This window comes from Streptomyces sp. CG4, assembly GCF_041080655.1.
Taxonomy (GTDB): domain Bacteria; phylum Actinomycetota; class Actinomycetes; order Streptomycetales; family Streptomycetaceae; genus Streptomyces.
Genome location: NZ_CP163525.1, coordinates 5,111,735 through 5,136,525 on the forward strand (window position 1 = coordinate 5,111,735; position 24,791 = coordinate 5,136,525).

At 69.6% G+C, this 24,791-nt stretch carries 23 protein-coding genes and 4 tRNA genes; 10 read left to right on the plus strand and 17 right to left on the minus strand.

What is annotated here, in order from left to right; all coding sequences use genetic code 11:
- Positions 1-14 precede the first annotated feature (14 nt).
- The 7 genes from hrpA to AB5L52_RS23175 all read right to left on the minus strand — a co-directional run bounded on the left by hrpA (position 15) and on the right by AB5L52_RS23175 (position 6,663).
- On the minus strand, positions 15-3,959 hold the full coding sequence (hrpA, locus tag AB5L52_RS23145) for an ATP-dependent RNA helicase HrpA (RefSeq protein ID WP_351016518.1): 3,945 nt from the start codon (positions 3,957-3,959) through the stop codon (positions 15-17).
- A 160-nt stretch (positions 3,960-4,119) separates the two neighbouring features.
- Positions 4,120-4,443: a hypothetical protein gene (locus tag AB5L52_RS23150; protein ID WP_351571139.1), complete on the minus strand. Its 324-nt coding sequence runs from the start codon at positions 4,441-4,443 to the stop codon at positions 4,120-4,122.
- Positions 4,440-4,637 (minus strand): DivIVA domain-containing protein, encoded by a 198-nt coding sequence (locus tag AB5L52_RS23155; RefSeq protein ID WP_351016512.1) that lies wholly within the window; start codon positions 4,635-4,637, stop codon positions 4,440-4,442. Before AB5L52_RS23155 ends, AB5L52_RS23150 begins: the two co-directional genes overlap by 4 nt.
- Positions 4,638-4,690: 53 nt before the next feature.
- Positions 4,691-4,764, minus strand: a tRNA-Phe gene (locus tag AB5L52_RS23160).
- A gap of 24 nt (positions 4,765-4,788) precedes the next feature.
- A tRNA-Asp gene (locus AB5L52_RS23165) sits at positions 4,789-4,863 on the minus strand.
- Positions 4,864-4,899: 36 nt separating this feature from the next.
- Positions 4,900-4,972, minus strand: a tRNA-Glu gene (locus tag AB5L52_RS23170).
- Between the two features lie 80 nt (positions 4,973-5,052).
- Positions 5,053-6,663, minus strand: a complete 1,611-nt coding sequence (locus tag AB5L52_RS23175) for a metallophosphoesterase (RefSeq protein ID WP_369365934.1) — start codon at positions 6,661-6,663, stop codon at positions 5,053-5,055.
- Between the two features lie 82 nt (positions 6,664-6,745).
- Between AB5L52_RS23175 and AB5L52_RS23180 the strand changes: the two genes are divergently transcribed.
- From AB5L52_RS23180 to AB5L52_RS23205, 6 genes are all read left to right on the plus strand, one after another.
- Positions 6,746-7,096, plus strand: coding sequence for a metallopeptidase family protein (locus AB5L52_RS23180; RefSeq protein WP_351016508.1), 351 nt, complete (start codon positions 6,746-6,748; stop codon positions 7,094-7,096).
- A 145-nt stretch (positions 7,097-7,241) separates the two neighbouring features.
- Complete coding sequence (locus AB5L52_RS23185) at positions 7,242-7,766, plus strand: hypothetical protein (RefSeq protein ID WP_369365936.1); 525 nt, start codon at positions 7,242-7,244, stop codon at positions 7,764-7,766.
- A 355-nt stretch (positions 7,767-8,121) separates the two neighbouring features.
- Positions 8,122-10,311, plus strand: a complete 2,190-nt coding sequence (locus tag AB5L52_RS23190; protein ID WP_369365938.1) for a DEAD/DEAH box helicase — start codon at positions 8,122-8,124, stop codon at positions 10,309-10,311.
- Positions 10,312-10,427: 116 nt separating this feature from the next.
- Positions 10,428-11,942, plus strand: coding sequence for an amino acid permease (locus AB5L52_RS23195; RefSeq protein ID WP_351571150.1), 1,515 nt, complete (start codon positions 10,428-10,430; stop codon positions 11,940-11,942).
- Between the two features lie 110 nt (positions 11,943-12,052).
- Positions 12,053-12,125 (plus strand) — tRNA-Lys (locus AB5L52_RS23200).
- A 196-nt stretch (positions 12,126-12,321) separates the two neighbouring features.
- The gene (locus tag AB5L52_RS23205; RefSeq protein ID WP_369365941.1) at positions 12,322-12,837 is read left to right on the plus strand and encodes a hypothetical protein; all 516 of its coding nucleotides are present in this window, start codon (positions 12,322-12,324) and stop codon (positions 12,835-12,837) included.
- A gap of 74 nt (positions 12,838-12,911) precedes the next feature.
- On the opposite strand, the gene AB5L52_RS23210 is transcribed toward AB5L52_RS23205, so the two are convergent.
- From AB5L52_RS23210 to AB5L52_RS23220, 3 genes are all read right to left on the minus strand, one after another.
- The gene (locus AB5L52_RS23210; RefSeq protein WP_369365942.1) at positions 12,912-14,549 is read right to left on the minus strand and encodes a serine protease; all 1,638 of its coding nucleotides are present in this window, start codon (positions 14,547-14,549) and stop codon (positions 12,912-12,914) included.
- Between the two features lie 557 nt (positions 14,550-15,106).
- Positions 15,107-15,307 (minus strand): hypothetical protein, encoded by a 201-nt coding sequence (locus tag AB5L52_RS23215; protein WP_369365944.1) that lies wholly within the window; start codon positions 15,305-15,307, stop codon positions 15,107-15,109.
- A gap of 240 nt (positions 15,308-15,547) precedes the next feature.
- A complete protein-coding gene (locus tag AB5L52_RS23220) occupies positions 15,548-16,177 on the minus strand; it encodes a DUF4232 domain-containing protein (protein ID WP_369365946.1) in 630 nt (209 codons plus the stop codon).
- A 213-nt stretch (positions 16,178-16,390) separates the two neighbouring features.
- On the opposite strand from AB5L52_RS23220, the gene AB5L52_RS23225 reads away from it, so the two are divergent.
- From AB5L52_RS23225 to AB5L52_RS23235, 3 genes are all read left to right on the plus strand, one after another.
- Complete coding sequence (locus tag AB5L52_RS23225; protein ID WP_351016485.1) at positions 16,391-16,876, plus strand: MarR family winged helix-turn-helix transcriptional regulator; 486 nt, start codon at positions 16,391-16,393, stop codon at positions 16,874-16,876.
- 462 nt (positions 16,877-17,338) lie between these two features.
- Positions 17,339-18,007, plus strand: a complete 669-nt coding sequence (locus tag AB5L52_RS23230; RefSeq protein ID WP_351016483.1) for a nitroreductase — start codon at positions 17,339-17,341, stop codon at positions 18,005-18,007.
- A gap of 99 nt (positions 18,008-18,106) precedes the next feature.
- Positions 18,107-18,835: an SDR family oxidoreductase gene (locus AB5L52_RS23235; RefSeq protein WP_369365948.1), complete on the plus strand. Its 729-nt coding sequence runs from the start codon at positions 18,107-18,109 to the stop codon at positions 18,833-18,835.
- A gap of 2 nt (positions 18,836-18,837) precedes the next feature.
- On the opposite strand, the gene AB5L52_RS23240 is transcribed toward AB5L52_RS23235, so the two are convergent.
- From AB5L52_RS23240 to AB5L52_RS23265, 6 genes are all read right to left on the minus strand, one after another.
- Positions 18,838-19,137: a hypothetical protein gene (locus AB5L52_RS23240; protein ID WP_351016478.1), complete on the minus strand. Its 300-nt coding sequence runs from the start codon at positions 19,135-19,137 to the stop codon at positions 18,838-18,840.
- The gene (locus AB5L52_RS23245) at positions 19,134-19,685 is read right to left on the minus strand and encodes a hypothetical protein (protein WP_369365951.1); all 552 of its coding nucleotides are present in this window, start codon (positions 19,683-19,685) and stop codon (positions 19,134-19,136) included. Before AB5L52_RS23245 ends, AB5L52_RS23240 begins: the two co-directional genes overlap by 4 nt.
- Positions 19,669-20,784 (minus strand): hypothetical protein, encoded by a 1,116-nt coding sequence (locus AB5L52_RS23250; protein WP_369365953.1) that lies wholly within the window; start codon positions 20,782-20,784, stop codon positions 19,669-19,671. Before AB5L52_RS23250 ends, AB5L52_RS23245 begins: the two co-directional genes overlap by 17 nt.
- 263 nt (positions 20,785-21,047) lie before the next feature.
- Positions 21,048-21,173 carry a hypothetical protein gene (locus AB5L52_RS23255; protein ID WP_351016471.1) on the minus strand — a complete coding sequence of 42 codons (126 nt, stop codon included), beginning with the start codon at positions 21,171-21,173 and terminating at the stop codon, positions 21,048-21,050.
- Positions 21,174-21,436: 263 nt separating this feature from the next.
- The gene (locus AB5L52_RS23260; RefSeq protein ID WP_351016468.1) at positions 21,437-22,069 is read right to left on the minus strand and encodes a DUF2637 domain-containing protein; all 633 of its coding nucleotides are present in this window, start codon (positions 22,067-22,069) and stop codon (positions 21,437-21,439) included.
- 360 nt (positions 22,070-22,429) lie between these two features.
- Complete coding sequence (locus AB5L52_RS23265) at positions 22,430-23,002, minus strand: TetR/AcrR family transcriptional regulator (protein WP_369365956.1); 573 nt, start codon at positions 23,000-23,002, stop codon at positions 22,430-22,432.
- Positions 23,003-23,213: 211 nt separating this feature from the next.
- On the opposite strand from AB5L52_RS23265, the gene AB5L52_RS23270 reads away from it, so the two are divergent.
- On the plus strand, positions 23,214-23,879 hold the full coding sequence (locus AB5L52_RS23270; RefSeq protein WP_351016463.1) for a TetR/AcrR family transcriptional regulator: 666 nt from the start codon (positions 23,214-23,216) through the stop codon (positions 23,877-23,879).
- Positions 23,880-23,964: 85 nt separating this feature from the next.
- Here the strand turns inward: AB5L52_RS23270 and AB5L52_RS23275 are convergent, their stop codons facing one another.
- Positions 23,965-24,678: a TetR/AcrR family transcriptional regulator gene (locus tag AB5L52_RS23275; RefSeq protein WP_351016460.1), complete on the minus strand. Its 714-nt coding sequence runs from the start codon at positions 24,676-24,678 to the stop codon at positions 23,965-23,967.
- Positions 24,679-24,791 lie beyond the last annotated feature (113 nt).

Sequence of the window (24,791 nt, forward strand, 5' to 3'; positions counted from 1 at the left end):
CTGTACGCACGTGATTACGGCACGGCCGCGTCGATCGCCTTCACGATCCGCTTGTCCGAGACGGGGTACGCCGTGCCCAGGGCGTGGGCGAAATAGCTGACCCGGAGTTCCTCGATCATCCACCGGATGTCCAGGACCTGCCGCGGCACCGGGCGGCCCTGGGGGAGCTGTTCCAGGAGCCAGGCGTACTCGTCCTGCATCTCGTGGACCTTCTCCATGCGCGTGGTGTCCCGCTGGACGTTGGTCGGCATCTGCTGCAGGCGCCGGTCGGCGGCGACCAGGTAGCGCATCAGGTCGGGGAGGCGGCGTATCCCGGCCCACGTCACGAAACCGGGCTTCACGAGGGCGTCCAGCTGCTTGCGGACGTCTGTCAGGTTCGCGAGGAGGACGGGGCTGCCGACGGCCTTCAGACGGCGCTCACAGGCCTGCCAGGCCGCGAGGACCTGCTGCACCTGGCCGACCGTACGGACCGTCGTGTCGACGATCTCCGCGCGCACCTTGTCGTACAGCTTCCGGTACGACTCCTCGTCCCACACCGGCCCGCCGAAGTCCGCGATCAGCTTGTCCGCCGCCGCCATCGCGCAGTCGTCGAACAGGGCCTGGATGGAGCCGTGCGGATTCGCCGACAGGGCCAGCTTCTGGGCGTTGGTGAGCTTCTCGGACGCGAACTTCGCGGGGTTCACCGGGATGTTGCGGAGGATGAGGCGCCGGGTGCCCTTCCACATCGCCTCGGCCTGCTCGGCCTCCGTGTCGAAGAGGCGGACCGAGACCGTGTCGCCGTCGTCCACCAGCGCCGGGTACGCCTTCACCGGCTGGCCCGCGCGGCGGGTCTCGAAGACCCGGGTGAGCGTGCCGATCGTCCAGTCGGTGAGGCCCTTGCGCTCCAGGGACTCGCCGCCCTCGCGGGAGGCGGTTGCCGCGGCCGCCTGGGACAGGGCCTTCCTCGCCTTCGGCTTCAGCTGGAGCTTCAGCGCCTCCAGGTCCTTGTCCTCGGCCAGCTTCCGGCGCCGCTCGTCCACGATCCGGAAGGTGATCCTGAGGTGGTCGGGGACCTTCGCCCAGTCGAAGTCCTCCGCCTCGAACGGGACGCCCACCATCCGCTTGAGCTCGCGCGTCATCGTCACGGTCAGCGGCTCCTGCAGGGGCACCGCCCGCTCAAGGAAAGCCTTCGCGTAGTTCGGCGCGGGCACGTAGTGGCGGCGGATCGGCTTGGGGAGGGTACGGATCAGCTCCGTCACCACCTCCTCGCGCAGGCCGGGGATCTGCCAGTCGAAGCCCTCGTCCGTGACCTGGTTGAGGACCTGGAGCGGGATGTGCACCGTCACCCCGTCCGCGTCGGCGCCCGGCTCGAACTGGTACGTCACCCGGAACTTCAGCTGCCCCTGCCGCCAGGAGTCCGGGTAGTCGGCCTTCGTGACCGCCTCGGCCGACTCCCGGATGAGCATCTCCCGCTCGAAGTCCAGGAAGTCCGGCTGCTCGTGCCGCTTCCGCTTCCACCAGGAGTCGAAGTGGGCGCCCGACACCACGTGTTCGGGGACTCGCTGGTCGTAGAAGTCGAAGAGCGTGTCGTCGTCGACCACGATGTCCCGGCGCCGTGCCCGGTGCTCCAGCTCCTCGACCTCGCTGAGGAGTCTGCGGTTGTCGGCGTAGAACTTGTGGTGCGTACGCCAGTCGCCCTCGACCAGTGCGTTGCGGATGAACAGCTCGCGACTCGTCTCCGGGTCGATCCGGCCGTAGTTCACCTTGCGCTGGGCGACGATCGGGACGCCGTACAGCGTGACCTTCTCGTACGCCATCACGGCTGCCTGGTCCTTCTCCCAGTGCGGTTCGCTGTACGTCCGCTTCAGGAGGTGTTCGGCGAGCGGTTCGACCCAGTCGGGCTCGATCTTGGCGTTGACCCGCGCCCACAGCCGGCTCGTCTCCACCAGCTCGGCCGACATCACGAACTTCGGCTGCTTCTTGAACAGCGCCGAGCCCGGGAAGATCGCGAACTTGGCGCTGCGGGCGCCCAGGTACTCGTTCTTGTTGCCGTCCCGTACGTCCTTCATCCCGATGTGGGAGAGCAGGCCGGCCAGGAGCGAGACATGGACGCGGTCGCCGGCCGCGTCCTCTTCGTTGAGGTGGATGCCCATCTGCTTGGCGACCGTGCGCAGCTGGGTGTAGATGTCCTGCCACTCGCGGATGCGCAGGAAGTTCAGGTACTCCTGCTTGCACATCCGGCGGAAGGAGCTGGAGCCCCGCTCCTTCTGCTGCTCGCGGACATAGCCCCAGAGGTTCAGATAGGCGAGGAAGTCGCTGGTCTCGTCCTTGAAGCGGGCGTGCTGCTGGTCGGCCTGGGTCTGCTTGTCGGCCGGGCGCTCGCGCGGGTCCTGGATGGACAGCGCGGCGGCGATGACCATGACCTCGCGGACACAGCCGTTCTTGTCGGCCTCCAGGACCATCCGGGCCAGGCGCGGGTCGACGGGCAGCTGGGCCAGCTTGCGGCCGGTATCGGTGAGCCGCTTGCGGACGTCCTTCTCGGCCGGGTTGAGCGCGCCCAGCTCCTGCAACAGCTGCACGCCGTCGCGGATGTTGCGGTGGTCCGGCGGGTCGATGAAGGGGAACTTCTCGATGTCGCCGAGGCCGGCGGCGGTCATCTGCAGGATGACGGAGGCGAGGTTCGTCCGGAGGATCTCCGCGTCCGTGAACTCCGGGCGGCCGGCGAAGTCGTCCTCGGAGTACAGCCGGATGCAGATGCCGTCGCTCGTCCGGCCGCAGCGGCCCTTGCGCTGGTTGGCGCTGGCCTGGGAGATCGGCTCGATCGGCAGCCGCTGGACCTTGGTGCGGTGGCTGTAGCGGCTGATCCGGGCGAAGCCGGGGTCGATGACGTACTTGATCCCGGGGACGGTCAGGGACGTCTCGGCGACGTTGGTGGCCAGAACGATCCTGCGCCCGGTGTGCGGCTGGAAGACCCGGTGCTGCTCGGCGTGCGACAGCCGGGCGTAGAGGGGCAGGATCTCGGTGAATCTGTACTTCTTCTTCTCCAGCGCGTCGGCGGTGTCCCTGATCTCCCGCTCACCGGAGAGGAAGACGAGGATGTCGCCCTGGCCCTCGGCCTGGAGTTCCTCCACCGCGTCGCAGATGGCGGTGATCTGATCGCGGTCGGCGTCCTCCGAGTCCTCTTCGAGGAGCGGGCGGTAGCGGACCTCCACCGGATACGTACGGCCGCTGACCTCGATGATCGGCGCGTCCCCGAAGTGCCGCGAGAAGCGCTCGGGATCGATGGTCGCCGAGGTGATGACGACCTTCAGGTCCGGCCGTTTCGGCAGCAGCTGCGCGAGATAGCCGAGCAGGAAGTCGATGTTGAGGGACCGCTCGTGGGCCTCGTCGATGATGATCGTGTCGTAGGCGCGCAGCTCGCGGTCGGTCTGGATCTCGGCGAGCAGGATGCCGTCCGTCATCAGCTTGATGAAGGTGGCGTCCGGGTTCACCTGGTCGGTGAAGCGGACTTTCCAGCCGACGGCCTCACCGAGGGGCGTCCGCAGCTCCTCCGCGACCCGCTCGGCGACGGTCCGGGCGGCGATACGGCGCGGCTGGGTGTGCCCGATCATGCCGCGCACGCCCCGCCCCAGCTCCATACAGATCTTGGGGATCTGCGTGGTCTTGCCGGACCCGGTCTCACCGGCCACGATGACGACCTGGTGATCGCGGATGGCCGCCGCGATCACATCCTTCTTCTGGCTGACCGGCAGCTGCTCCGGGTAGCCGACCGCGGGCACACGGGTGCGCCGCTCGGCCATCCGGACCTCGGCCTTGCCGACCTCCGCCTCGATCTCGGCGAGGACGGCGGCGCGGGCCTCAGGCTTACGGATCTTGCGCGCGCCCTCGAGCCGCCGGCCGAGTCGATGCGCGTCGCGCAGCGACAACTCGGTCAGACGGGGAGCGAGGGTGCCGAGAACGGGGGCGGGATGCGTAGACATACGCGATCCAGGATCGCACCCCATCGGAAAAACACGCGAACGATTTGACCGGGGGCGGGGCTGTATCGATATGCGGCTCCGCCGCGTGGAGGCGATCAACCACAACGGACCCGCGCTCGGTGAAGGACAGGCACCCCACGGCGGGAGACCGTCGGCTGCCTCAGGACGTGCGCTGGGCCGGCGGCGCGGAGACGGTCGGCGTCGAGGCCGACGCAGCGGCTTGCTGGCCCAGGGCGATCGACTTCGCCGTGTTGGAGACGGCCTTGATGCCCATGTACGCGGTCGTCATGCTGCTCACGGCGGTGAACGCGGCGGTCAGGATGCCGACGATCACGGACTTGTCCCCGTCGAGCTGCCACACCCCGAAGATCGCGACGGCGGCTATCGCCAGATTGCTGATGATCAACGCGAGCAGCCCGTACCGCGCCTGGGTCTTCTCCAGCGCGCTGTCCGTCGTCACGGCAGTGGCCTGGTCCTGGCTCATTTCCCCGCTCCCCCGTTCAGCAGCTGCGCGACTCGTGCGTCCACCTGTGCCCGGTCGTACCCACGCCGGACAATGTCGAAGACGGGCGGCGCCTCCGGTGCCGTACCCGAGGTCAGCCGGGTCAGATAGGCGTCCACCTGGGCACGGTCGTATCCGCGTCGGACGAGCTCGAAACCCCGGAAGTCGTCTGCCATGCGTGTCCCCCTATGACGAAGGCCCCGTTCGACGAACGGGGCCTTCGTGGCTGTGGCTGGGGCCGGGGTCGAACCGGCGACCTTCCGCTTTTCAGGCGGACGCTCGTACCAACTGAGCTACCCAGCCACGGTGTTTCACGTGAAACACCAGCGGTCCTGACGGGATTTGAACCCGCGGCCTCCACCTTGACAGGGTGGCGAGCACTCCAAACTGCTCCACAGGACCAAGCGTGCGTGCAACAGTGTCGCACACGGTATTGCGTGCCCCCAACGGGATTCGAACCCGTGCTACCGCCTTGAAAGGGCGGCGTCCTAGGCCGCTAGACGATGAGGGCTATCGGCCCGCCTGGGCGCTTCTCAGCGCGTCGGGGACGTGAGAAGCATATGGGATGGCGGGGAGTATCGCCAAAACGGTTTACGGCGACGGTGCGGAAGAGGCGGGCGAAGGGGCCGTCGGGGTGCGGGTGGCGCTCTGTTTCCCGTGGTGGGCCCGCCGGCCGAGGGCGTCGTCGGCCAGGTGGCGGCTGACCTCCGCCGTCGTCTCGCCCAGTCCGCCCAGCTTGATCGCGTCCCAGGCCTGCAGCCGGCGGCTGTCGCGGTCGAAGTAGAGGATCGAGGCCTCGATGGGGGCGGGGTAGCTGCGCTCCACCGCACGCAGCCCGCTGCCGCCCGTGGAGCCCTCCATGCGCAGCCTTGTGCCGTAGGGCAGCTTCTCGTCCCCCTCGTGGTGCAGATGGCCGCACAGCACCAGCGGCACCTCGCCGTCGGTCTCGCGCGCCGCGGCCGGTTCGTGGGCGACGGCGACGTCGACCGGGGTGTGCCGGACCCTCTGGTCGCGCAGGGCGCTGGCCAGCCGGTCGCCCGCCAGCTGCTCGGCCGCGTCGCCACCGGGCTCCACCGAGCGGTCGGGGGTGAACTGCGGGTCGCCGATGCCCGCGAAGCGCAGTCCGGCGACCGTCTGGGCCCGGCCGTCGTCCAGGACGTGCACGTTCTTCATCCGCTCCAGATAGCGCTGGGTGGTCTGCGAGTCGTGGTTCCCGCGCACCCAGACGTACGGCACTGCCAGGTCCCGGATCGGGTCCAGGAAGCCGTTCTCCGCCGCGATGCCATGGTCCATCGTGTCGCCGGAGTCGACGATCACGTTCACCTTGTACTGCTCCACCAGCGAGGCGATGATCTTCCAGCTCGCCGGGTTGAGATGGATGTCCGAGACGTGCAGCACCCGGATGGTGGAGGGGTCCGGCTGGTAGGCCGGGAGCGTGGAGGTGACGTCGTAGAGCTTCGTCACGTTCGTCACCAGGCGGGCCAGTTCCTTCTGGTAGACGTCGAAGTCGGAGACGATGCTGCGCGCGTTGCCGACCACCGACGGTGCCGAGCTGAGCAGTCCGGAGAACTTCGGCTCCAGAATCGACTTCGGGTTCCAGGTGGCGGCCGCGCTCACCCCGGACGCGGCCAGCAGGGTCAGGGCGAGGCCCCCGGCGGTGAGGGCCCGGCGGGGGCTGCGGTAGACGGCGAGGCCGAGGGCGGTGGCGCCGGCGACCACGGCGGCACAGGAGCGCACGGCCAGGTCCAGCGTGTCGTGCTCGACGTCCTTGACGACCTCGTCCTGCAGGCCGGAGATCCGCTCGGGGTGGTCGACCAGAGCCTGGGAGCGGAGCGGGTCGAGCTGGTCCACGTTCACGTCCAGGCGGACGGGCGCCACATGGCTGTCCAGGGTGAGCGCGCCCAACGGCGAAATATTGATCTTCGTGCCGCCGCTGAGCGACGGGCGCAGCGCCATCGTCGTGTTCATGGGGCCGACCGGGGCCCGTACGTTCCCCACGATCAGCAGGCCCAGCCAGGCGCCGACGAGGACGACGGCCGTGAGACCGAGGGCGCGCAGCCAGGGGCGTGGGCGGGCGGTGACTTCCGGGGCGGGGAGCTTCGGGGCACGGAGTTCTGCGGCGGGGAGCGGGCGGCTGCCGTGTCCGGCGGGGCGCAGGCGGTGCGTCATCGTGCGGAGGGCAGCGACGGGAACGCGGACCATTGGTGCCGTATGCCCAAGTCCAGGCGCGGATATGCGGTGCCGCACCGCTCTCGTACGGGGCCCCGTACCGGACAATGACCGTGTGCTGGAGATGACGCGTGAGGAGTTCGAGGAGCTGGTCGCCGAGGCGCTCGACCGGATCCCGCCGGAGCTGACGCGGCTCATGGACAACGTGGCGGTGTTCGTGGAGGACGAACCGGCCGCCGACGACCCCGAGCTGCTCGGACTGTACGAGGGAACGCCGCTGACCGACCGCGGCGAGTGGTACGCGGGTGTGCTGCCGGACCGGATCACCATCTATCGCGGGCCGACGCTGAGGATGTGCGACAGCCGCGCGGACGTCGTCGCCGAGGCCGAGGTGACCGTGGTGCACGAGATCGCCCACCACTTCGGCATCGACGACGCCCGGCTGCATGCCCTCGGCTATGGATGAGAGGCGAGGTACGCACGATGGCTGAGGGGCCGTAGACATATGTCGGCTTGTGAGTGGGCGTCGATGCGGACGGGGCGCGTGTCTTCTTGCGGGCGGCGGGAGTTGGGGAGGTTGACTCCGTTCCTTGCCTCCGGAGGTGGCCGCCGTGCGCCCCTTGTCCGTACCCGTCCGGCTCACCGTCACGGTGCTGACCCTCGCCGCTGCCGCCGGCTGTGTGAGCGTGGGTGACGACGCGGTCCCGGCCAGGCCCTCGCACTCGGCGGGCCGGCACGGCGGGGAGGCGCCCGACGGCGGCCCGGTCGACGGTGCCGGCGGCTTCGGCGGGCACGACGGCAGGGCGGGCGACGGCAACAAGCACGAGCACGGCGGCAAGGCCAAGCCCGGGAAGTCGCCCTCCGCCTCGGCCACCCCGTCCGACCAGGGCAGCGCCCCCACGGCCCCGGCGAAGCCCGGCAAGCCGGGCCGGACCGTCCCGCCCGGCGACCCGGCGCCCACCCAGGCCCCGCCGACGCCCCCGGCCACCTCCGCCCCGCCCGAGCCCCCGCCCTCCACCCCGCCTCCGGCGACCTCCGAGCCCCCGTCGGCCGAGCCGTCCTCCTCGGCGCACGCGGATCCGGGACCGCAGCTCGTCGAGCGCGAGCCGGCGCCGACGGCGGGCGCACCGGCATGAGCGAGCGGGCCGAAGCTGCCGGTGCGAGCGTCCGGGCTGCAGCCACCGGTGCGAGTGTCCGGGCCGCGGCCACCGGTGCGAGGGCCCGGGGCGGAGCTGCCGGCGTCGGCGGCCGGGCCGGAGCGGACCCGCGGTGATGAGGCTCACCCCGCGGCCACGAGGATCGGTTTGCCTTCAGGGGTGGTGAGTGCGTATGGTGGTAGATCGTTTGATCCCATTTGCCCGGCGCCATCGCAGAGCGCGCCGTGTGGCGCGTACTCTCCCTTGCCGTGGCGGACCGCATTGAGGCGGTCGTGAGCGAATCACGGAGTTGACGGGCGCGTGCCGACGAGACTCCGGAAGGTTTCGCATTCGCATGTCCGTGTCCAGTACTGACCAGTTTGTCGTGTCCGAGAACGAGCTGAACCAGCTCGACCAGGAACTCGCCGACGCGACGACCGAGGTCACCGAGGCCGACGAGGCCGCTGACACCAACCAGTCCCCCCAGATCACCTTCGCCGACCTCGGCCTGCCCGAGGGTGTCGTGCGCAAGCTCGCACAGAACGGCGTGACGACCCCCTTCCCGATCCAGGCCGCGACCATCCCGGACGCCCTGGTCGGCAAGGACATCCTCGGCCGCGGCCGCACCGGCTCCGGCAAGACCCTCTCCTTCGGTCTGCCGACCCTGGCCACGCTGGCCGGCGGCCGCACCGAGAAGAAGCGGCCCCGCGCGGTCATCCTCACCCCGACCCGCGAGCTGGCCATGCAGGTCGCCGACGCCCTCCAGCCGTACGGCGACGTCGTCGGCCTGAAGATGAAGGTCGTCTGCGGCGGCACCTCCATGGGCAACCAGATCTACGCCCTGGAGCGCGGCGTCGACATCCTCGTCGCCACGCCCGGCCGGCTGCGCGACATCATCAACCGCGGCGCCTGCTCGCTCGAGGACGTCCAGATCGCCGTACTCGACGAGGCCGACCAGATGTCCGACCTGGGCTTCCTGCCCGAGGTCACCGAGCTGCTCGACCAGGTCCCGGCCGGCGGCCAGCGCATGCTCTTCTCCGCCACGATGGAGAACGAGATCCAGACCCTCGTCGACCGCTACCTGAACAGCCCCGTCTCCCACGAGGTGGACGCGGCCCAGGGCGCCGTCACGACGATGTCCCACCACATTCTCATCGTGAAGCCCAAGGACAAGGCGCCGGTCACCGCCGCGATCGCCTCCCGCAAGGGCCGCACGATCATCTTCGTCCGCACCCAGCTGGGCGCCGACCGCGTCGCCGAGCAGCTGCGCGAGGCCGGCGTGAAGGCCGACGCGCTGCACGGCGGCATGACCCAGGGCGCGCGCACCCGCACCCTGGCCGACTTCAAGGACGGCTACGTCAACGTCCTGGTCGCCACCGACGTCGCCGCCCGCGGCATCCACGTCGACGGCATCGACCTGGTCCTGAACGTGGACCCGGCCGGCGACCACAAGGACTACCTGCACCGCGCCGGCCGTACCGCCCGTGCGGGCCGCACCGGCACGGTCGTCTCCCTGTCCCTGCCGCACCAGCGCCGCCAGATCTTCCGCCTGATGGAGGACGCCGGCGTCGACGCCGCGCGCCACATCATCCAGGGCGCCGGCGCCTTCGACCCGGAGGTCGCCGAGATCACCGGCGCCCGCTCCATGACCGAGGTCCAGGCCGAGTCCGCGGGCAACGCCGCACAGCAGGCCGAGCGCGAGGTCGCCCAGCTCACCAAGCAGCTGGAGCGTGCCCAGCGCCGCGCCGCCGAGCTGCGCGAGGAGTCGGACCGGCTGGTCGCCCGGGTCGCCCGCGAGCGCGGCGAGGACCCGGAGGCCGCGGTGGCCGAGGCCCAGGCGACGGCCGCGGAGGAGCTGGCGGTCGCCGAGGCCGCCGCCGCCGAGCAGCGGGCCGAGCGCGAGGAGCGCCCGGCGGCTTCGGCGCCGTACGAGCGCCGGGAGCGCCGCGGTTTCGACCGGGACCGTGGTGACCGTGCCGAGCGGGGCTTCGAGCGCCGTGAGGACCGGGGTGACCGCGGTGGCCGTGGCTTCGAGCGTCGCGACGAGCGCCGCCCCTTCGACCGCGACCGTGGCGGCTTCGAGCGTCGTGACGACCGTGGTGGCCGTGGTTTCGAGCGTCGTGACGACCGTCGTCCGTTCGACCGTGACCGCAACGACCGCAATGACCGTGGTGGCCGTTCCTTCGACCGCCGTGACGACCGTGGTGGCTTCGAGCGTCGTGACGACCGTGGTGGCCGTGGTTTCGAGCGTCGTGACGACCGTCGTCCGTTCGACCGTGACCGCAACGACCGCAACGACCGCGGCGACCGCAATGACCGTGGTGGCCGTTCCTTCGACCGCCGTGACGACCGTGGCGGCTTCCGCCGGGACGAGCGCGCCGGGCACCGTGGCAGCGACCGCCCGTTCAACCGTGACCGCCAGGGCGACCGTCCCGGCTTCCGCTCCGGCGGCCACGAGCGCCCTTACGGCCGCCGTGACGACCACCGCGGCAACGGCTCCTTCGGCCGCCGCGAGGACAAGCCGCGCTGGAAGCGCAACGGCTGACGCGGTGTGAGCACTGCCGAGTGACCTCAGAAGGGCCCGTACGACGACGTCGTACGGGCCCTTTTTGGCCATAGCATGACGCATGTCACGCCCTCATAGCGGGAATTGCTGGGGGCATGACAGATGACGCGAGAGTGGGCGAGACGCATCCGGTGTCGGACGAGGAGCGGCTGGCCCAGCTCGGCTACACCCAGGTCCTCGCCCGCAGGATGTCGGCGTTCTCGAACTACGCCGTCTCCTTCACGATCATCTCGGTGCTCTCCGGCTGCCTCACGCTGTACCTCTTCGGCATGGTCACCGGCGGGCCCGCCGTGATCACCTGGGGCTGGGTGGCGGTGGGTCTGATGACGCTGTTCGTCGGCCTGTCGATGGCCGAGATCTGCTCGGCGTACCCCACCTCGGCCGGCCTGTACTTCTGGGCCCACCGCCTCGCACCGCCCCGCTCGGCGGCGGCCTGGTCCTGGTTCACGGGGTGGTTCAACGTGCTGGGCCAGGTGGCCGTGACGGCCGGCGTCGACTTCGGCGCGGCGTCCTTCCTGGGCGCCTACCTGAACCTCCAGTTCGACTTCGGGGTGACCCCCGGCCGCACGGTCCTCCTCTTCGCCGCGATCCTGCTCCTGCACGGCCTGCTGAACACCTTCGGCGTGCGCATCGTCGCGTTCCTGAACAACGTGAGCGTGTGGTGGCACGTGCTGGGCGTGGCGCTGATCGTCGGCGCGCTCGCCTTCGTACCCGACCACCACCGGTCGGCGACGTTCGTGTTCACGAAGTTCGTGAACGAGACGGGCTGGGGCAGCGGCCCGTACGTCGTCCTCCTCGGCCTCCTGATGGCCCAGTACACCTTCACCGGCTACGACGCCTCGGCTCACATGACGGAGGAGACCCACGACGCGTCGACGGCGGGCCCGAAGGGCATCGTCCGCTCGATCTGGACGTCCTGGATAGCCGGCTTCGTGCTCCTCCTGGGCTTCACGTTCGCGATCCAGTCGTACGACAAGGAACTCGCGTCCCCGACCGGCGCGCCCCCGGCCCAGATCCTCCTGGACGCGCTCGGCGCCACGACCGGCAAGCTCCTCCTGCTGGTCGTGATCGGCGCGCAACTCTTCTGCGGGATGGCGTCGGTGACGGCCAACAGCCGCATGATCTACGCCTTTTCCCGCGACGGCGCGCTGCCCTTCTCCCGCGTCTGGCACACGGTCAGCCCGCGCACCCGCACCCCCGTGGCGGCGGTCTGGCTGGCCGCCCTGGGCGCCCTGGCCCTCGGCCTCCCCTACCTGATCAACTCGACGGCGTACGCGGCGGTGACGTCGATCGCGGTCATCGGCCTCTACATCGCCTACGTCATCCCGACCTTCCTCCGGGTCCGCAAGGGCGCCGCCTTCGCCCGCGGGCCGTGGCACCTGGGCCGCTGGTCGGGCCCGATCGGGGTCGTCTCCGTCACCTGGGTCGTCCTGATCACGATCCTCTTCATGCTCCCGCAGGTCTCGCCGGTCACCTGGAAGACCTTCAACTACGCCCCCGTCGCCGTCCTGGTCGTCCTCGGCTTCGCCGCGGCCTGGTGGCTGGCCTCGGCCCGCCACTGGTTCCTCGACGGGGAGCGCGCCTCGACCCCGGAACCGGTAGAAAACTGACCATCCCACCCCCTACTCCCCCTCCGGGCCCCGGATGACGCGGCCGGGTCACCGATACCCGATCGGAGACTCGGCCGCGTCCGGCTATGCTCGGACAGGCAACATCGCCTGGGCCCTTAGCTCAATTGGCAGAGCAGTGGACTTTTAATCCATTGGTTGTGGGTTCGAGTCCCACAGGGCCTACGGATGGCGGGCGGGGGATATGGCCTCTGACCTGCTGTGCAGCGCCTGATTCGGCTTCGGCTGACTCGGGCGCTGCGGCGTTTTCGGGCCCGTGCGTGAGCGATGCGTGAGCCCAGTCGCGCCGAAGGGACGGCCTGCTCCCCGGCAGGGGGACGGTCGTTCTGCGCCGCGCAGTGGATCCGGGGATCCTGGAGACGTGGCAAGCGGGACATCCGGAGGCGGCCGAACCGCCTCGCACGGTGAGCCGCGGACCGAGTATTCGGGGGCGATCTACGGCGCGCTCCTGGCCGCGTCCGTGGTGGCAGGGGCCGGAGCGGTCGGCCCGTTCCCCCGCGCCACCCTCGTGGTACTCCTCCTCGTGACCGGCATCGTGTTCTGGGCCGCGCACGTCTATGCCCGCCTGGCGGGCGAGCGGGTCCACGCGCAGCGCTGGACCTGGGACGAAATATGGGTCACGGCCCGCCGTGAGTGGCCGATGGTCCAGGCGGCGTTCCCCCCGGCCATCGCCGTGCTGATCAGCCCTCTGCTGGGCCTGGGTCTCCCCGGAACGGCGTGGTTCGCCCTGGGCGTCGCCCTGGCCGAGCAGGTCGCCTGGGCGACCGTCGCTGCCGTGCAAGCCGGCGCGTCGCGCCGGCAGGTCATGGTGTCCGGGCTGGTGAACCTCGTGTTCGGCCTGATCATCGTCGTCGCCAAGACAGCCATCCATCGCTGACTGTCGCGGTGCTGGGGCGGAACGGGCAGGTGGGTGGCCTGCCCGTTCCGCATCCGTGTGCCGGGATCGGTTCCTTAGGCGTGGGGTACCAGGTTGTGCTCGGTGCCGAGGGTGTTCTTGCCGGTGTCGGTGTACATCGTGGTCTCGCCGTCGGACCAGCGGACGACAAGGTCGTCGGTGCGGTGGTTGGGGGTGAAGTTGCCGGTGGTCATGACCGCGTTGTGGGTCCAGAGTTCGTTGGGGTTCTGGATGCGTGCCTCGGTGCCGAGGGCGGAGGCGGTGGTGCCGACGTAGTTGTCGAGTTCACCGTCCGACCACTGCACCATCAGGTCCCACTTCTGGTTGCCGGAGAACTCGCCGGCGGTCAGCAGTGTGGCGTGGGTCCAGGTGGAGTTGGGGCCCTGGAGCTTGTGCTCCTGTCCGAAGCCTCCGGCGCCCACGTTGGTGTAGAGGGTGAGTTCGCCGTCGGACCAGCGCACCATCAGGTCCGTGACGTAGTTCGAGGAGTTGAAACGGCCCGCGGCGATCTGGGTGGCGTGCTGCCAGGTGGTGTTGGGGCCGGTCAGCTGGGTGCCCGGCACGTTGAGGCCGTTGAGGCCGACGTCGCCGAAGAGGGTGACCTCGCCGTCGGACCAGCGGACCATCAGGTCGTACCGGTTCGATCCGGTGAAGTCGCCCGCGGTGATCGTCTCCGCGTGGGTCCAGGTGGAGTTGGCGGCCAGCAACTGGCGTTCCGTGATGAAGTGGCCGTTGCCGTCGTTGGTGTAGAGAGTCACCTCGCCGTCGGTCCACACCACGATCAGGTCGCTGTGGCCGGTGCCGTTGAAGTCACCGGCGGCCATCAGCTTGGCGTGCTGCCACGTCGTGCCGCTGCCCATGGAGTAGGGCAGCGCCGGCTGCTGATAGGAGCCGTGGTCGGCGTGCAGGCCCTGCTGGGCGTCGTCGTAGAGCTGGAAGAACCGGTCGCCGTGCAGTGGGCTGTAGGTGATCCGGTTGTACAGCGGGTTGTCGGACCTCACATCGGGTCCGCCCTGCATGAAGCCGCCCACATTGCCGATGATCTCGCCGGTGTCGCCCGAGGGGTCGAGCTTGGAGAACCACGGCCCGCCGGAGACTCCACCCCACATGCCGGCGCAGTCGATCTGCATCTGGTTGTAGGCGGGCAGGGGCGTCGTCCAGACGTTGGCGCAGTGGAAGGCGCGGTCCTGGGAGTCGTACCTGACCATGGGATAGCCGATGACGGTCACCTGGTTGACGAACCCGGGTGTGCGGGCGAGGGTGTTGGCGCCGCCCACGACGTCCTGGACGTTGCGCCCGCCGTTCTCCTTCAGGCTCGCGAAGGCGAAGTCCAGGTCGGAGTTGGCGCTCCGGTCCGAGGCGTACTGCGCGTCGCGGAACCACTCCTTGACCGGCCAGATGCCGTACTTCTGCTCGCCCGCCGTCTTGGTGTGGTCGTACTTGGGCACGAAGGCCGCGTTGCTGCCGAGGCAGTGCCCGGCGGTGAGGATGAGGTTGTGCCCCGGGCTGCTTACGACGCTGGCCGTGCAGTGATGGGCCTTCATGTCGCCTGTGGTGGTGAAGAGCGTGCCCACGGTCTTGATGCCGTCGAAGTGCTCGCCGGTGATCCCGGTGGCGATGGATCGCTTCCCGCGCGGTGCCGCCCAGCCTCGCGGCTGCGCGATACGGCCCGAGGGGTCGGTGGCCGAGGCCATGCGCTGGGGTGTCCAGAACCGGATGGCGTCCTGGACCGTCCAGGTTCCGCCGCCGGCCGATGACGGTGTGACGGACGCCGAGGGGTTTGGTGCGGCGGACGCCGCGGGGCTTGATGCGGCAGACGCCGAGGGGCTCGCGGCGGCGGTTGTCCTGCCGGTGCGTGCCGGGTCGGCCGTCACGTGTCTGGTGGGGGCCGGGACCGGTGTGGCGGCTCGGGCCGCGGTGGCGGTGCCCAGCAGGAGTGCGGCGGACAGCGCGAGCACACCCCCCAGGCCTATTCGTGTATTTTGCAACTTAATTTGCTCCGGGTCAGGGCAGGCCGGAGGGCTCGATGAGCCCTGGGCCACGCAAGTGGTTGACGGCCGACGCAGAGCGCGAGGCCGCGCCTTTGCCTGGGGGAAGTGCGGTCCGTCGGCACGGATTTCGATCGGCGGCCGGACCGCTGTCGCCATCCGGATCGCTGTCGCCATGCGGCGACGCGGTCGGGAGGCTCCGTGGTGACGTGGACTTTCCGGGTGTCGGCGGTTCAGTCGGGGCGGTGGATCGCGGCCATGGGTCAGACGCCCTGTGCGGTCACCGTCGATGCCGTGGAGGCGAGGGCGCGACCGAGGAAGGCGGCCATGGGCACAGGGATGCCCGGCGCGGACCCGCGATGGATGCGATGTCGGTACCCGGTGACGGCTGCCCCGCGCGCACACCGGGCGTCCCGGCAGTCGACGAACTCGGCAGCCGGTCCGGCGAAGGTCATCCGACGCACAGGCCGCCACCTGTGGACAGGCGTGGACGCCCCCATGATCGAGTCAAGCTCACAGCGCACCCCCCGATGCGTTCCCCCATGCCGCCTGTGAGACGGCAACCAGGCGACCGTGATCAGCGGTCGCCGTTGCCATGATCGCACAATCTTCGAACATGTGTACCTCTGGCCGGGTGTGAGGTGACACCCGTTCGTGTGCGGGGCGCGTCGGCCCGGCAGAAGTTGCCGTTCCCTTTGCGCCGTCTACCGCAGCCGGGGTGCGCCCACGTGAACGGTGTCGCAGAACACGGGGCGCACCTGCCGGCCGTGTGCGTCAATGATCTGCACGGATGCGCCGTAGTCGGTGTGCGCGGGGTGCGGTGGCAGCACCTCGATGCGCGGGTCGTCGTCGACCGGTATGGAGCAGGAGCCGTTCGCGGCAGGGGCCGCGGGGTAGAAGAGCGGGAAGTCGACCGTCTTGTCGTGGTCCAGTACCAGCCGGACCGGCGCCTTCGCCTTCGGCTCCGACCAGACGGCCGGCCCCTTGCCCGCGTAGGCGTGAAGCTCCGGGTAGCCGTTGAAGGCACAGGGGGCGGTGCTGGTGTTGGTCGCGCTCAGCAGGGCCGTCGGCGCCTTGCTCGACTTGTCGGCAAGGCGCGTCAGTCTCCACCGCAACTGCGGGGTGGCGCATGCGGCACCCGGCCGTACGCCTGCCGAGGCCGAGGCCGAGGGTGAGGGTGACGCGGACGTCCGTGACGGCTCGGCGGACGGTGCCGTCGTCCGTGACGGTCCGGAGGTCGGCTGCGCGGCAACACGGTGTTCCGGACCGCAGGCTGCGGCAGTCACCACCACCGCCAGGCTGATCGCGGAGACTGCCGCTGTTCGCCGTGCCATGAGTACATCCCCCTGGTGAAGCACCCCTGCGGAGGCCGGGTGCCCCGCTTCTGCCTCCCGGTCAGGGAGATGCGCACGCCTCCGTGAAGGTTCCCGAGGGTGACGGCATGGCCTGCGCTCATGCCTGTCGCCATAGGGGCCGGGTGTGCCCGTAGGTCCCGTAGGCACATTTAGTTTCGAACGATACCGTATCGAATGAAGTAGTCTGGTTCCATGGCCGCCGACGTTCCTGACCACACCACCGCCTCGCGTGCGACCGACCGCCCCGGGGATCCCTCGCCCTTCGCCCTCGGCCTGCTGCTGCGCCGGGCGCACTGGCGGGCGGCCGCGGTGATGGGGGAGGCGCTTCGGCCGCTCGGCATCGAGTTGCGGCATTTCGCGGTGCTGATCGAGCTGGTCAACCACGGTCCCACGGTGCAGCGGGATCTGGCGGCGGCGACGGGGTCGGACAAGGCCGGGATCATGCGCATCGTGGACGACCTGGAGCGCAAGGGTCTTGCCGTACGCAAGGTCGTTCCGGGGGACCGGCGGGTCCGGGCGGTGGAGATCACGCCTCAGGGACTGGAGCTCTTCGACGCGGCCCACGTGGCGGCGGAGCCGCTGGCTGAAAGTCTGGTTGCCGACCTGGGGCGCGGCGAGCCCGAGCAGCTGACGGATCTCCTGACCCGGCTCGCCCATCCCGCGGACGACGAGGCGTAGGCGCGCCCGCGCACCCGTGGCGCGGCTGTCGCGTCGCGTACCTCGCCGGTGTGCTCGGCGCTGTCACCCCCCGCCCCGCGTCACCGGCGCCTCGACGTGAGCCCCGCTGACAGGTCGAGCCTCCGGCCGCGCTCGGCGCCGGGCCGCCTGCCCCAGGTCCAAGGCGTCACTGGCACCGGCGGAGAGGTACGAACTCGTAGCACTCACGCGTGGCGCCCGGCGCGTAAGAGCCGCCGCGGCTGGCGACGACGACAACCAGGGTGCCCTAAGCGCCGATCAGGACGGCGTCCTCCCGCTCCAGGTCCTCGATGAGCTCCACGTGTGCGGCGAACGCTCCTCCCGTGCCCTGCGGAAGGCAGCCGTGATTTGGCACCCGAGATAGTTTCACGCGATACGGTATTGAGTGATACCGTTACGAGTGTAGCGAAGGCGTACCCGTTGAGTGGATGGAGGCGGGCGAACATGGACGTCTATGAGGCGGTCACGAGCCGACGGGCGGTGCGCGGGTTCACCGACCGTCCTGTCCCGAGGGAGACGCTGGAGCGCGTTCTGTCCGCCGCGGCCTGGGCGCCGTCCGGATCGAACCTCCAGCCGTGGCACGCGTACGTGGTGACCGGCACGCCGCTGGCCGAGATCAAGAAGCGCGCCGGCGAGCGCCTGGCCCTGGGCGACCCCTGGGACGAGCCGGAGTACGAGATGTACCCGGCCGCACTGAAGTCCCCCTACCGCGAGCGCCGGTCCGCCTTCGGCGAGCAGCGCTACGGCGCGCTCGGTATCCCGCGCGAGGATCTGGAGGCGCGGCAGAGGGCCGCTGCCGCGAACTGGGACTGTTTCGGCGCGCCGGCTGCCCTGTTCTGCTACATCGACCGCGACATGGGCCCGGCCCAGTGGGCCGACGTCGGCATGTATCTGCAGACCGTCATGCTGCTGCTGCGCGCCGAAGGGCTGCACAGCTGTCCGCAGATGGCCTGGGCGAAGTTTCACAGGACCGTCGCGGAGGTCCTGTCACCCCCGGACGAGCTCGTCCTCTTCTGCGGCATGTCGATCGGGTTCGAGGACGTCACCGCGGGCGATGCCCGCACAGGCCGGGCGCCGCTCGACGAGACGGTCACGTTCGTCGGCGGCCTGTGACGCCGCCCCTCCTCGGGCGATCAAGGGGCCGTTCCTTGCCCCGCCCACATAGCCGTCCATATGCCATATTCCGCACATAACCTCTATGAAAGGCACGCCATGAAGATCGCAGTCATCGGCGGTACGGGACTGATCGGGTCGCAGGTCGTCAAGAACCTGACCGCCGCCGGGCATGAGGCGGTACCGCACTCGAAGTCCACCGGCGTCGACGTCATCAGCGGCCAGGGACTGGACGAGGCGGTGGCGGGTGCCGACGTCGTCGTCAACCTGACGAACTCCCCGACCTTCGACGAAGCCTCCCCGGCCTTCTTCCAGACCTCGATGGACAACCTTCTGGCCGCGGCCCGCAAGGGCGGCGTCGGCCACGTCGTCATCCTCTCGATCGTCGGCACGGACCAGGTGCCGGAGCTGGACTACTACCGCGCCAAGGAGCTCCAGGAGAACCTCCTCGCCGCCGGGTCGATCCCGTACTCGATCGTCCGGGCGACGCAGTTCATGGAGTTCATGGACGCCGTCCTGTCCTGGACCGCCGACGGCGACACCGTCCGGCTGCCCGCCACGCCGATCCAGCCGATCGCCGCCAAGGACGTGGCCGCCGCGGTGGCGGAGGTCGCCGCGGGTGCCCCGCTGAACGGCATCCGCAACATCGCGGGCCCCGAGATCTTCACCCTGGACGAGCTGGGCCGGATCACCCTGGCCCACAAGGGCGATCACCGCACCGTCGTCACCGACCCCACCGCCGGCATGTTCGCCGTCGTCAAGGGCGACGTCCTCACCGACAAGGACGCCCACCTCGCCGCCACCCGCTACGCCGACTGGCTCTCCTGACGCTACTCGTGGCCGCGGGCCCTTCTGCGGACTGCCGCGTGGATGGCCTGGGTATACGGGGTGTCCGCAGCGCGTGTTTCCTCGTCGAGGTCGTTGAAGGGGATCAGCGCCTTGTGGTCGCTGTTCACCGTCTGCATCCAGGCGCACCAGGCGTTGTGGACGTCCTCGTCGGTCACCTGGTCCCCCTTGGCCAGCAGGAGCACGGCGTAGAGGCGGAACAGGTCGTCGGAGTCCGCGGGGGGCTTGGCCTGCGGGGCCAGGCAGGAGCGGATGAGGGCGGCGAGCGAGTCCAGGTAGGTCACACGGACAGTGTGCCCCCGAACAGGATCAGGTGGGCCGCTGCGAACACGAGGGGAACGATGCGCTCGGAGGTGCCCAGTTCCGCGTAGCGGTTGCGCCGGCCGGGCATCGGATGGCGCTTGAGCAGGTCCCACTCGTCGGCCATGATCCGCGCGGGGAGGTGGTCCTCCAGCGCGTGGATGACCTTGAACTTCGCGCTGTTCAGATCCCGGTAGCTGCGCAGCTGCAGCCACCATGCCCCGGACAGGGTGACGCCCGTCAGGGCCACGGCCAGCGGCACCCACCACGGAGACTTCTCCAGGCTGGGGGAGCCGAAGCCGACCAGGGTCACCAGCGTCGACTGCACCGACAGGAAGAAGGCGTTGGCGGTGCCTCGGCGAGCGGAGACGCGGTCGGCCATCTCCACGGCCAGCTTGTACAGCTCCAGCAGCTCCGACCGCCGGTCGAGGGTCTCCGGCCGACAGCCCGGTGTCTCCGGCTGCGGGTGCGGTGAGTCCGGCTGCCGATCCGGTGTCTCCGGCGGCCATTCCGGCTCAGGGATTGTCGTCACCAAGCCCCTCCCGTGTGTCGAGCGCGGTCAACTGATCCATGACGGGCTGGAGTTCACGCTTGACCAGTCGGCTGAGTGTCCATGTGCTGGACATCCGTACGGTCGTGGGATCGAACCGTACGAACCTCGCCGTCCAGTCCGGTCGGAAGACGATCAGCCCCTTGAGGGTGAAGTCCCAGCGCAGCCGCTTCTTCCCGCCGTTCAGGAGCACTTCCCAGCGTGGCCGCTCGGGGCGCGCGGGCGAGGGGCAGTCCGGCAGGGCGGGCAGCGGGGGCCACAGGCCCGTTCCCGGCGCCCCTGGTTCGGTGCGTGAGCGTCGGTCGTACTCCTCCGCGACGGCCTCGCGGAAACGGTCGTACGTCGGGGCGTCGCAGTAGGCCAGCAGCAACAGCCGCGTCGGCGGGACGAGGCGCACCGCCTCGGTGAACTCCCACACCGTGCCCGGACCGGGACCCGCCGACAGCAGCACGGCGTGCGCACCCGCGATCAGCCTGCTCACCTTGGACTGCCAGTCGTTCAGCGGCAGGTACGCGCGTGCCGCTCCCGGCAGTGGAAGTTCCTCGCCGGGCCGGCCGATCGCGATGACCCGGCCGAACCGCCGGAAGCGGCGGACCAGGGACTCCTCGTACGTCAGCCCCGAGACGAGGAAGAAGTTCTGGGCGTTTCCGCCCCCTTGGATGTCGTCGGGCAGCCCGGACATGAGCGCATCGTTGGAGAACGGCCGCAGGTACAGGAGATAGCGGGGGCCGGGCAGGCGGTCCAGCGACTCGATGACGTCGGCGAGGTGCTGCTTGCCGCGCACCACGGCCTGCCGGCCGATGGCGAAGACCGCTACGCCGGCGAAGAAGGCCACGACCGATCCCAGCAGCCGTAACCACCAGCGGACGGTGGGTATGGACGACCACTGATCGCTGTGCAGGTTCTTCCTGAAGACCGTGAACGCCAGGAAGCCCGTCACCGTGCCCACGATCCGCAGGATCCATCCGGCGGAGATCAGCACACGCCCTCTGACCGTCCGCTGCGCACCACCCGGTGACGGGTTCGTGTCCGACCGGGAGCCCGGCCGGAAGTCATGCTGGAAGTACGGGTTCCCGCTCATGCGTCCCCCCTGCCGCTTCCGTCAGGCCCCGCCACTTCGGAAGATACGCCAACATCCCCATCTTTCCCAGGAGTTGGCGTCCCCCATACCTCGCGCGCGTGCTGCGATGTCACCCCATCAGCATGGCCGCGGTTGTTGCCATGCCGATGAAATTCCGTTGATGACGCGCCCTGTACGGCAGCGGCCGTGCCGCCCCTCAGGCCGTAGGGGTGAGAACAGGCCGCGGACTCGACGTCCGCGGCCTGTTCCGGTCAACCAAGAAGTCACCAGCAGAGCGAGCTAATCGTGTGGGTGTCGCAGACGTAGCCGGGGCCTTCCCCAGCGGAAGCGGCCGGGGCCGCGACGGCTGCGAGGAGACCGGCGATGAAGAGGGCAGCGATGGTTCGCATGGTGAACGGTCCTTTCTGGGTCCTCCGTCAAGACACGTGTCTTGGGGGCTTGCGTCCAAGGCTTGCCGAGACGCGCACAGACCGCATATCGAACGTACAACCGTCCGTAATCAGGCCAGGTTGCCGACCATTTCTTTCATCCATCTGGGCTTTCGTCCATCCGGACCGGCGAAGGCGCCGGACGTCACCGGCCGGCCGTCGCGCGGACCGTCGACGCCGAGCGGCTCGGGTGCCGGGCCCGGCGGCGACGGTGAACGGATGCTCTACGGCTTGGAGTTCCGCCGGTTGTGCGCGGCGTGCCGAGGTTTGGCCACCTTGGACGAGACCTGGCCGACGATCTCCCAGAAACACACCAGTGCGGTGATCGGGGGAATTCCGAAGATGATCCAGGAAAGCAGTGAGTGCGGTGAGTGGCTGACGCACAGGGCCACTGCCAGGGCGGAGGCGCCCAGCACCACCCCCCAGGACCTTCGCGCACTGCGATTCTGAACGGTGGCCCGCAGAATGGACAGGGCCGCCACGAGCCATGGCCCATACACCGTCAGCGGCCACCATTGGGCCAGACTCGCCGGTAGTTCGGCGGACGCGGTGGCGCGGAGCTGGGCATATGAATAAGAAAATGACCAGCCCAACATGCAGACGGCGCAGACCGAGATGGTCGCGATCAGGATCGTGACGTGAGTTCCTCGGCTGCTGTCGTGCGAGCGAGACTCCGCACGGAGCCGCTGCCGGGTCCTTCGGTGGCTGGACCGTTCGTGCGGCGGACTCGGCGGTTCGGGCTCCGTGGCCGATGCCGCGGACAGCATCTGGGCCAGTTCCTCGACCGGATCCCACTGCATCTCGAGCGTGCTGAACTCGGTGTCAGTGAAGAGGTCTTCGTTGTGAATCCTGTCCATCGAGTAAGTCCTATAGCCCCACCATCGCCTGCAGGTACTCGCTTTCGAGCTGGGTCATTCTTCTCAGGAAGTCATCGAGAAGATCTGAACATCCGTCAATGAGCATCTCCCCCTCGCCGCATTCCACGTTAAATGTGATCGTCGAGCGAAGATTCCCGGTCGTGAGGCCCTCAGTTCGTGTCACGACCGCCTAACGAGCCCCTCCGGGGGATGGGGTGTCGGACATTCGGGTGTATTTGTTGCTCGAAAGCAGTATCCGAAGGGTCCGATCGCAGCAATCGGCGAAAATGCTAATAACGGGGAAATTGCATTCCGTGAAGATAACGGAGTTCTATTAAAGGGGTGGCTGGACCGTCATGATCAGCCCACGATCCGCTCGACGGCCGCCGTCACCAGCTCCTCCCGCTCCGCCTCGGAGAGCACGTCCGGCAGGGTGAGGTGTTCGACGATCAGCCAGTTCAGGGCGAGGTAGAGCAGCTTGACGGCCGTGGCGTCGCCGGGCAGACCGGAGGCCTCGTGGTAGGCGACGTTGGCGGCGAGATCGGCGCGGACCCGCTCGGTGAGTACCGCGCGCAGCTCCGGGCGGCGGGTGGCCTCCAGTCGGAGTTCCAGCAGGGCGAGGTAGCCGGTGCGGAAGGAGGCGATCCGGCCGACGAGTTCACGCATCAGTTCCGCGTACGTCTCCCGGTCGCGGCCGGCGCTGCGCTGGCGGTCGAGCGTGGCCTCGTCGGGTTGGAGCCGCTCGTAGACGCGGGCGCCGGCCTGGGTGAGCAGCTCGTCGCGGCTGGTGAAGTAGTTGGACGCCGTACCGGGAGGCACGGCGGCCGCCCCGTCCACCGCCCGGAAGGTCAGCCCGCGTGCGCCGTCCCGCGCCAGCACCTCGATCGCGGCGTCGACGAGCGCGGCTCGCCGTTGGTCGTTGCGTCTCACCATGGCAGGTCCGGCTCCGTGTGCAGGGGGCATCGACAACCACTCCGGTCAGAGTACTCCGAGTGAAGTTGTCGGTCCGGCGGCCCTCAGTGCCTCAGCGCCCCAGCACCGGGCGGCCCAACGGCCGGGTGGCCCAGCGGCCGGGCGGCCCGGCGAGGCAAGAAAGCGTACGACTGGTCGTATAACTTTCATCGAGTGTGGCACGATGGCGGGAATGGAGAGCGAACGGCACGGTCCGGAGCCCGGCGCGGGGTGGGGCATCCTGGGTGCGGAGGGGCCCGAGGTGACCGATCTGCGGCTGGTGCGCGGTGCGCGCGCCCGGCAGCGGGTCGCCCGGCACGCCGTCGACATCGCCTCGCTGGAGGGGCTCGACGGGCTCAGCATCGGCCGGCTGGCCGCGGACCTCGGGCTGAGCAAGAGCGGTGTCCAGACGCTGTTCCGCACCAAGGAGAACCTGCAGCTGGCCGCCGCCGAGTGCGCGCACCGCGAGTTCGAGCGGAACGTGGTGCAGCCCGCGCTGGCCTTCCCGGCGGGCGCCGCCCGGCTGCGAGCGCTGACCGAGCACTGGATCACCTACGCGCAGACGCCCCTGTTCGAGGGCGGATGCTTCTGGTCCGCCAACCTTCCCGCCTACGACAGCCGCCCCGGCGCGGTCCGCGACGCCCTGCTCGCCCACCGCGAGGCCTGGCTGAAACTGATCGCCGAACAGCTTCGGCAGGCCGTTGGCGCCGGTGACCTCGCCGCGCCGGACGTGGAGTTGGCCGCGTTCCAGCTGGACGCCGTCTGCAACGCGACCAACATCGCCATGCGGCTCGGGGACGACGGCGCCGCCCGCAAGGTGCGCCGGGTGGTGGAGGGACTCCTCGGCGGAGCGCACTGAGCAGCGTGCACCCGCCGGCTGAGCTGACGGCGATTGAGCCGACGGCGATCGCCACGGGCGGCCGCGGTCACCCGCCGGGCTGATGTTAAGCCGGTGGGAGTGATCCCTTCCCGCCCGCAGGCTCGTAGGCCCGCAGGAACGCCGCCACGCCGCCCCTGATCACCCGGTCCGTCTCCGCCGGTGGGAGGGGATGGACGCCGTAGTTGGTGAACTGGACGATCGTGTGGCTGGTCAGGGCCATGAAGTGGGCGGCGGCCATGGCCGCGTCGCCGTGCGTGTCGAGCAGGCCGGCGTCCGCGAGGTGGGTCATCGCCTCGGCGACGGCCCGGCCGACCGGTCCCGGACCGGCCTCGTGCCAGGCCTTGAGGACCTCCGGCGGCACATGGTCGGCCTCGGCATGGATGTGGCGGACGAGTGCGAAGTGGTTCGGGTAGTCGGTCATGAGGCCGACGAACGCGCGGGCCAGCGCGACCAGATCACGTTCCAGCTCCTCGGCGCGCGGTGGCCGCTCGGGGTCCAACACGGCGTGCAGACGGGCCAGTTGGGCGTCGCGAACTTCGTTTGACGTCCAGGTCACCACCGTCTGGAAGAGCTGTGCCTTGCCGCCGGGGAAGTGGTTGTAGAGCGTGCGCGTCGAGACGCCGGCCTCGGCGGCCAGCGCGTCGATCGAGGCGCGCGCATAGCCCTCACGGCCGAAGAGCGTGCAGGACGCGCTCGCGATCGCCATCTGCTTCTCCAGCTTGCGCGGTGAGACCTCGCGTCGCGCCTGCGCCAGCCGGGACTCGTTCGTTTCGCCCACACCTGCCTCCTAGTGACCAGCCACTCTATCCGACTTACAACGTGCGTTGTATTTTCTACAACGGCCGTTGTACTTTGCTGTGCGGGAGGCCGCGACGGGCGGCCGGCCCACCA

What these genes read in the sequence shown, in the direction of transcription:
- AB5L52_RS23230 (WP_351016483.1), top strand. Translation starts at nt 17,339, where the DNA reads ATGGACGTCTATGAGGCGGTCACGAGCCGACGGGCGGTGCGCGGGTTC.
- AB5L52_RS23175 (WP_369365934.1), bottom strand. Translation starts at nt 6,663, where the DNA reads ATGGTCCGCGTTCCCGTCGCTGCCCTCCGCACGATGACGCACCGCCTG.
- AB5L52_RS23265 (WP_369365956.1), bottom strand. Translation starts at nt 23,002, where the DNA reads ATGGTGAGACGCAACGACCAACGGCGAGCCGCGCTCGTCGACGCCGCG.
- AB5L52_RS23190 (WP_369365938.1), top strand. Translation starts at nt 8,122, where the DNA reads ATGTCCGTGTCCAGTACTGACCAGTTTGTCGTGTCCGAGAACGAGCTG.
- hrpA (WP_351016518.1), bottom strand. Translation starts at nt 3,959, where the DNA reads ATGTCTACGCATCCCGCCCCCGTTCTCGGCACCCTCGCTCCCCGTCTG.
- AB5L52_RS23225 (WP_351016485.1), top strand. Translation starts at nt 16,391, where the DNA reads ATGGCCGCCGACGTTCCTGACCACACCACCGCCTCGCGTGCGACCGAC.
- AB5L52_RS23250 (WP_369365953.1), bottom strand. Translation starts at nt 20,784, where the DNA reads ATGAGCGGGAACCCGTACTTCCAGCATGACTTCCGGCCGGGCTCCCGG.
- AB5L52_RS23220 (WP_369365946.1), bottom strand. Translation starts at nt 16,177, where the DNA reads ATGGCACGGCGAACAGCGGCAGTCTCCGCGATCAGCCTGGCGGTGGTG.
- AB5L52_RS23255 (WP_351016471.1), bottom strand. Translation starts at nt 21,173, where the DNA reads ATGCGAACCATCGCTGCCCTCTTCATCGCCGGTCTCCTCGCAGCCGTC.
- AB5L52_RS23260 (WP_351016468.1), bottom strand. Translation starts at nt 22,069, where the DNA reads ATGGACAGGATTCACAACGAAGACCTCTTCACTGACACCGAGTTCAGC.
- AB5L52_RS23270 (WP_351016463.1), top strand. Translation starts at nt 23,214, where the DNA reads ATGGAGAGCGAACGGCACGGTCCGGAGCCCGGCGCGGGGTGGGGCATC.
- AB5L52_RS23150 (WP_351571139.1), bottom strand. Translation starts at nt 4,443, where the DNA reads ATGAGCCAGGACCAGGCCACTGCCGTGACGACGGACAGCGCGCTGGAG.
- AB5L52_RS23235 (WP_369365948.1), top strand. Translation starts at nt 18,107, where the DNA reads ATGAAGATCGCAGTCATCGGCGGTACGGGACTGATCGGGTCGCAGGTC.
- AB5L52_RS23155 (WP_351016512.1), bottom strand. Translation starts at nt 4,637, where the DNA reads ATGGCAGACGACTTCCGGGGTTTCGAGCTCGTCCGACGCGGATACGAC.
- AB5L52_RS23210 (WP_369365942.1), bottom strand. Translation starts at nt 14,549, where the DNA reads ATGGCCTCGGCCACCGACCCCTCGGGCCGTATCGCGCAGCCGCGAGGC.
- AB5L52_RS23195 (WP_351571150.1), top strand. Translation starts at nt 10,428, where the DNA reads ATGACAGATGACGCGAGAGTGGGCGAGACGCATCCGGTGTCGGACGAG.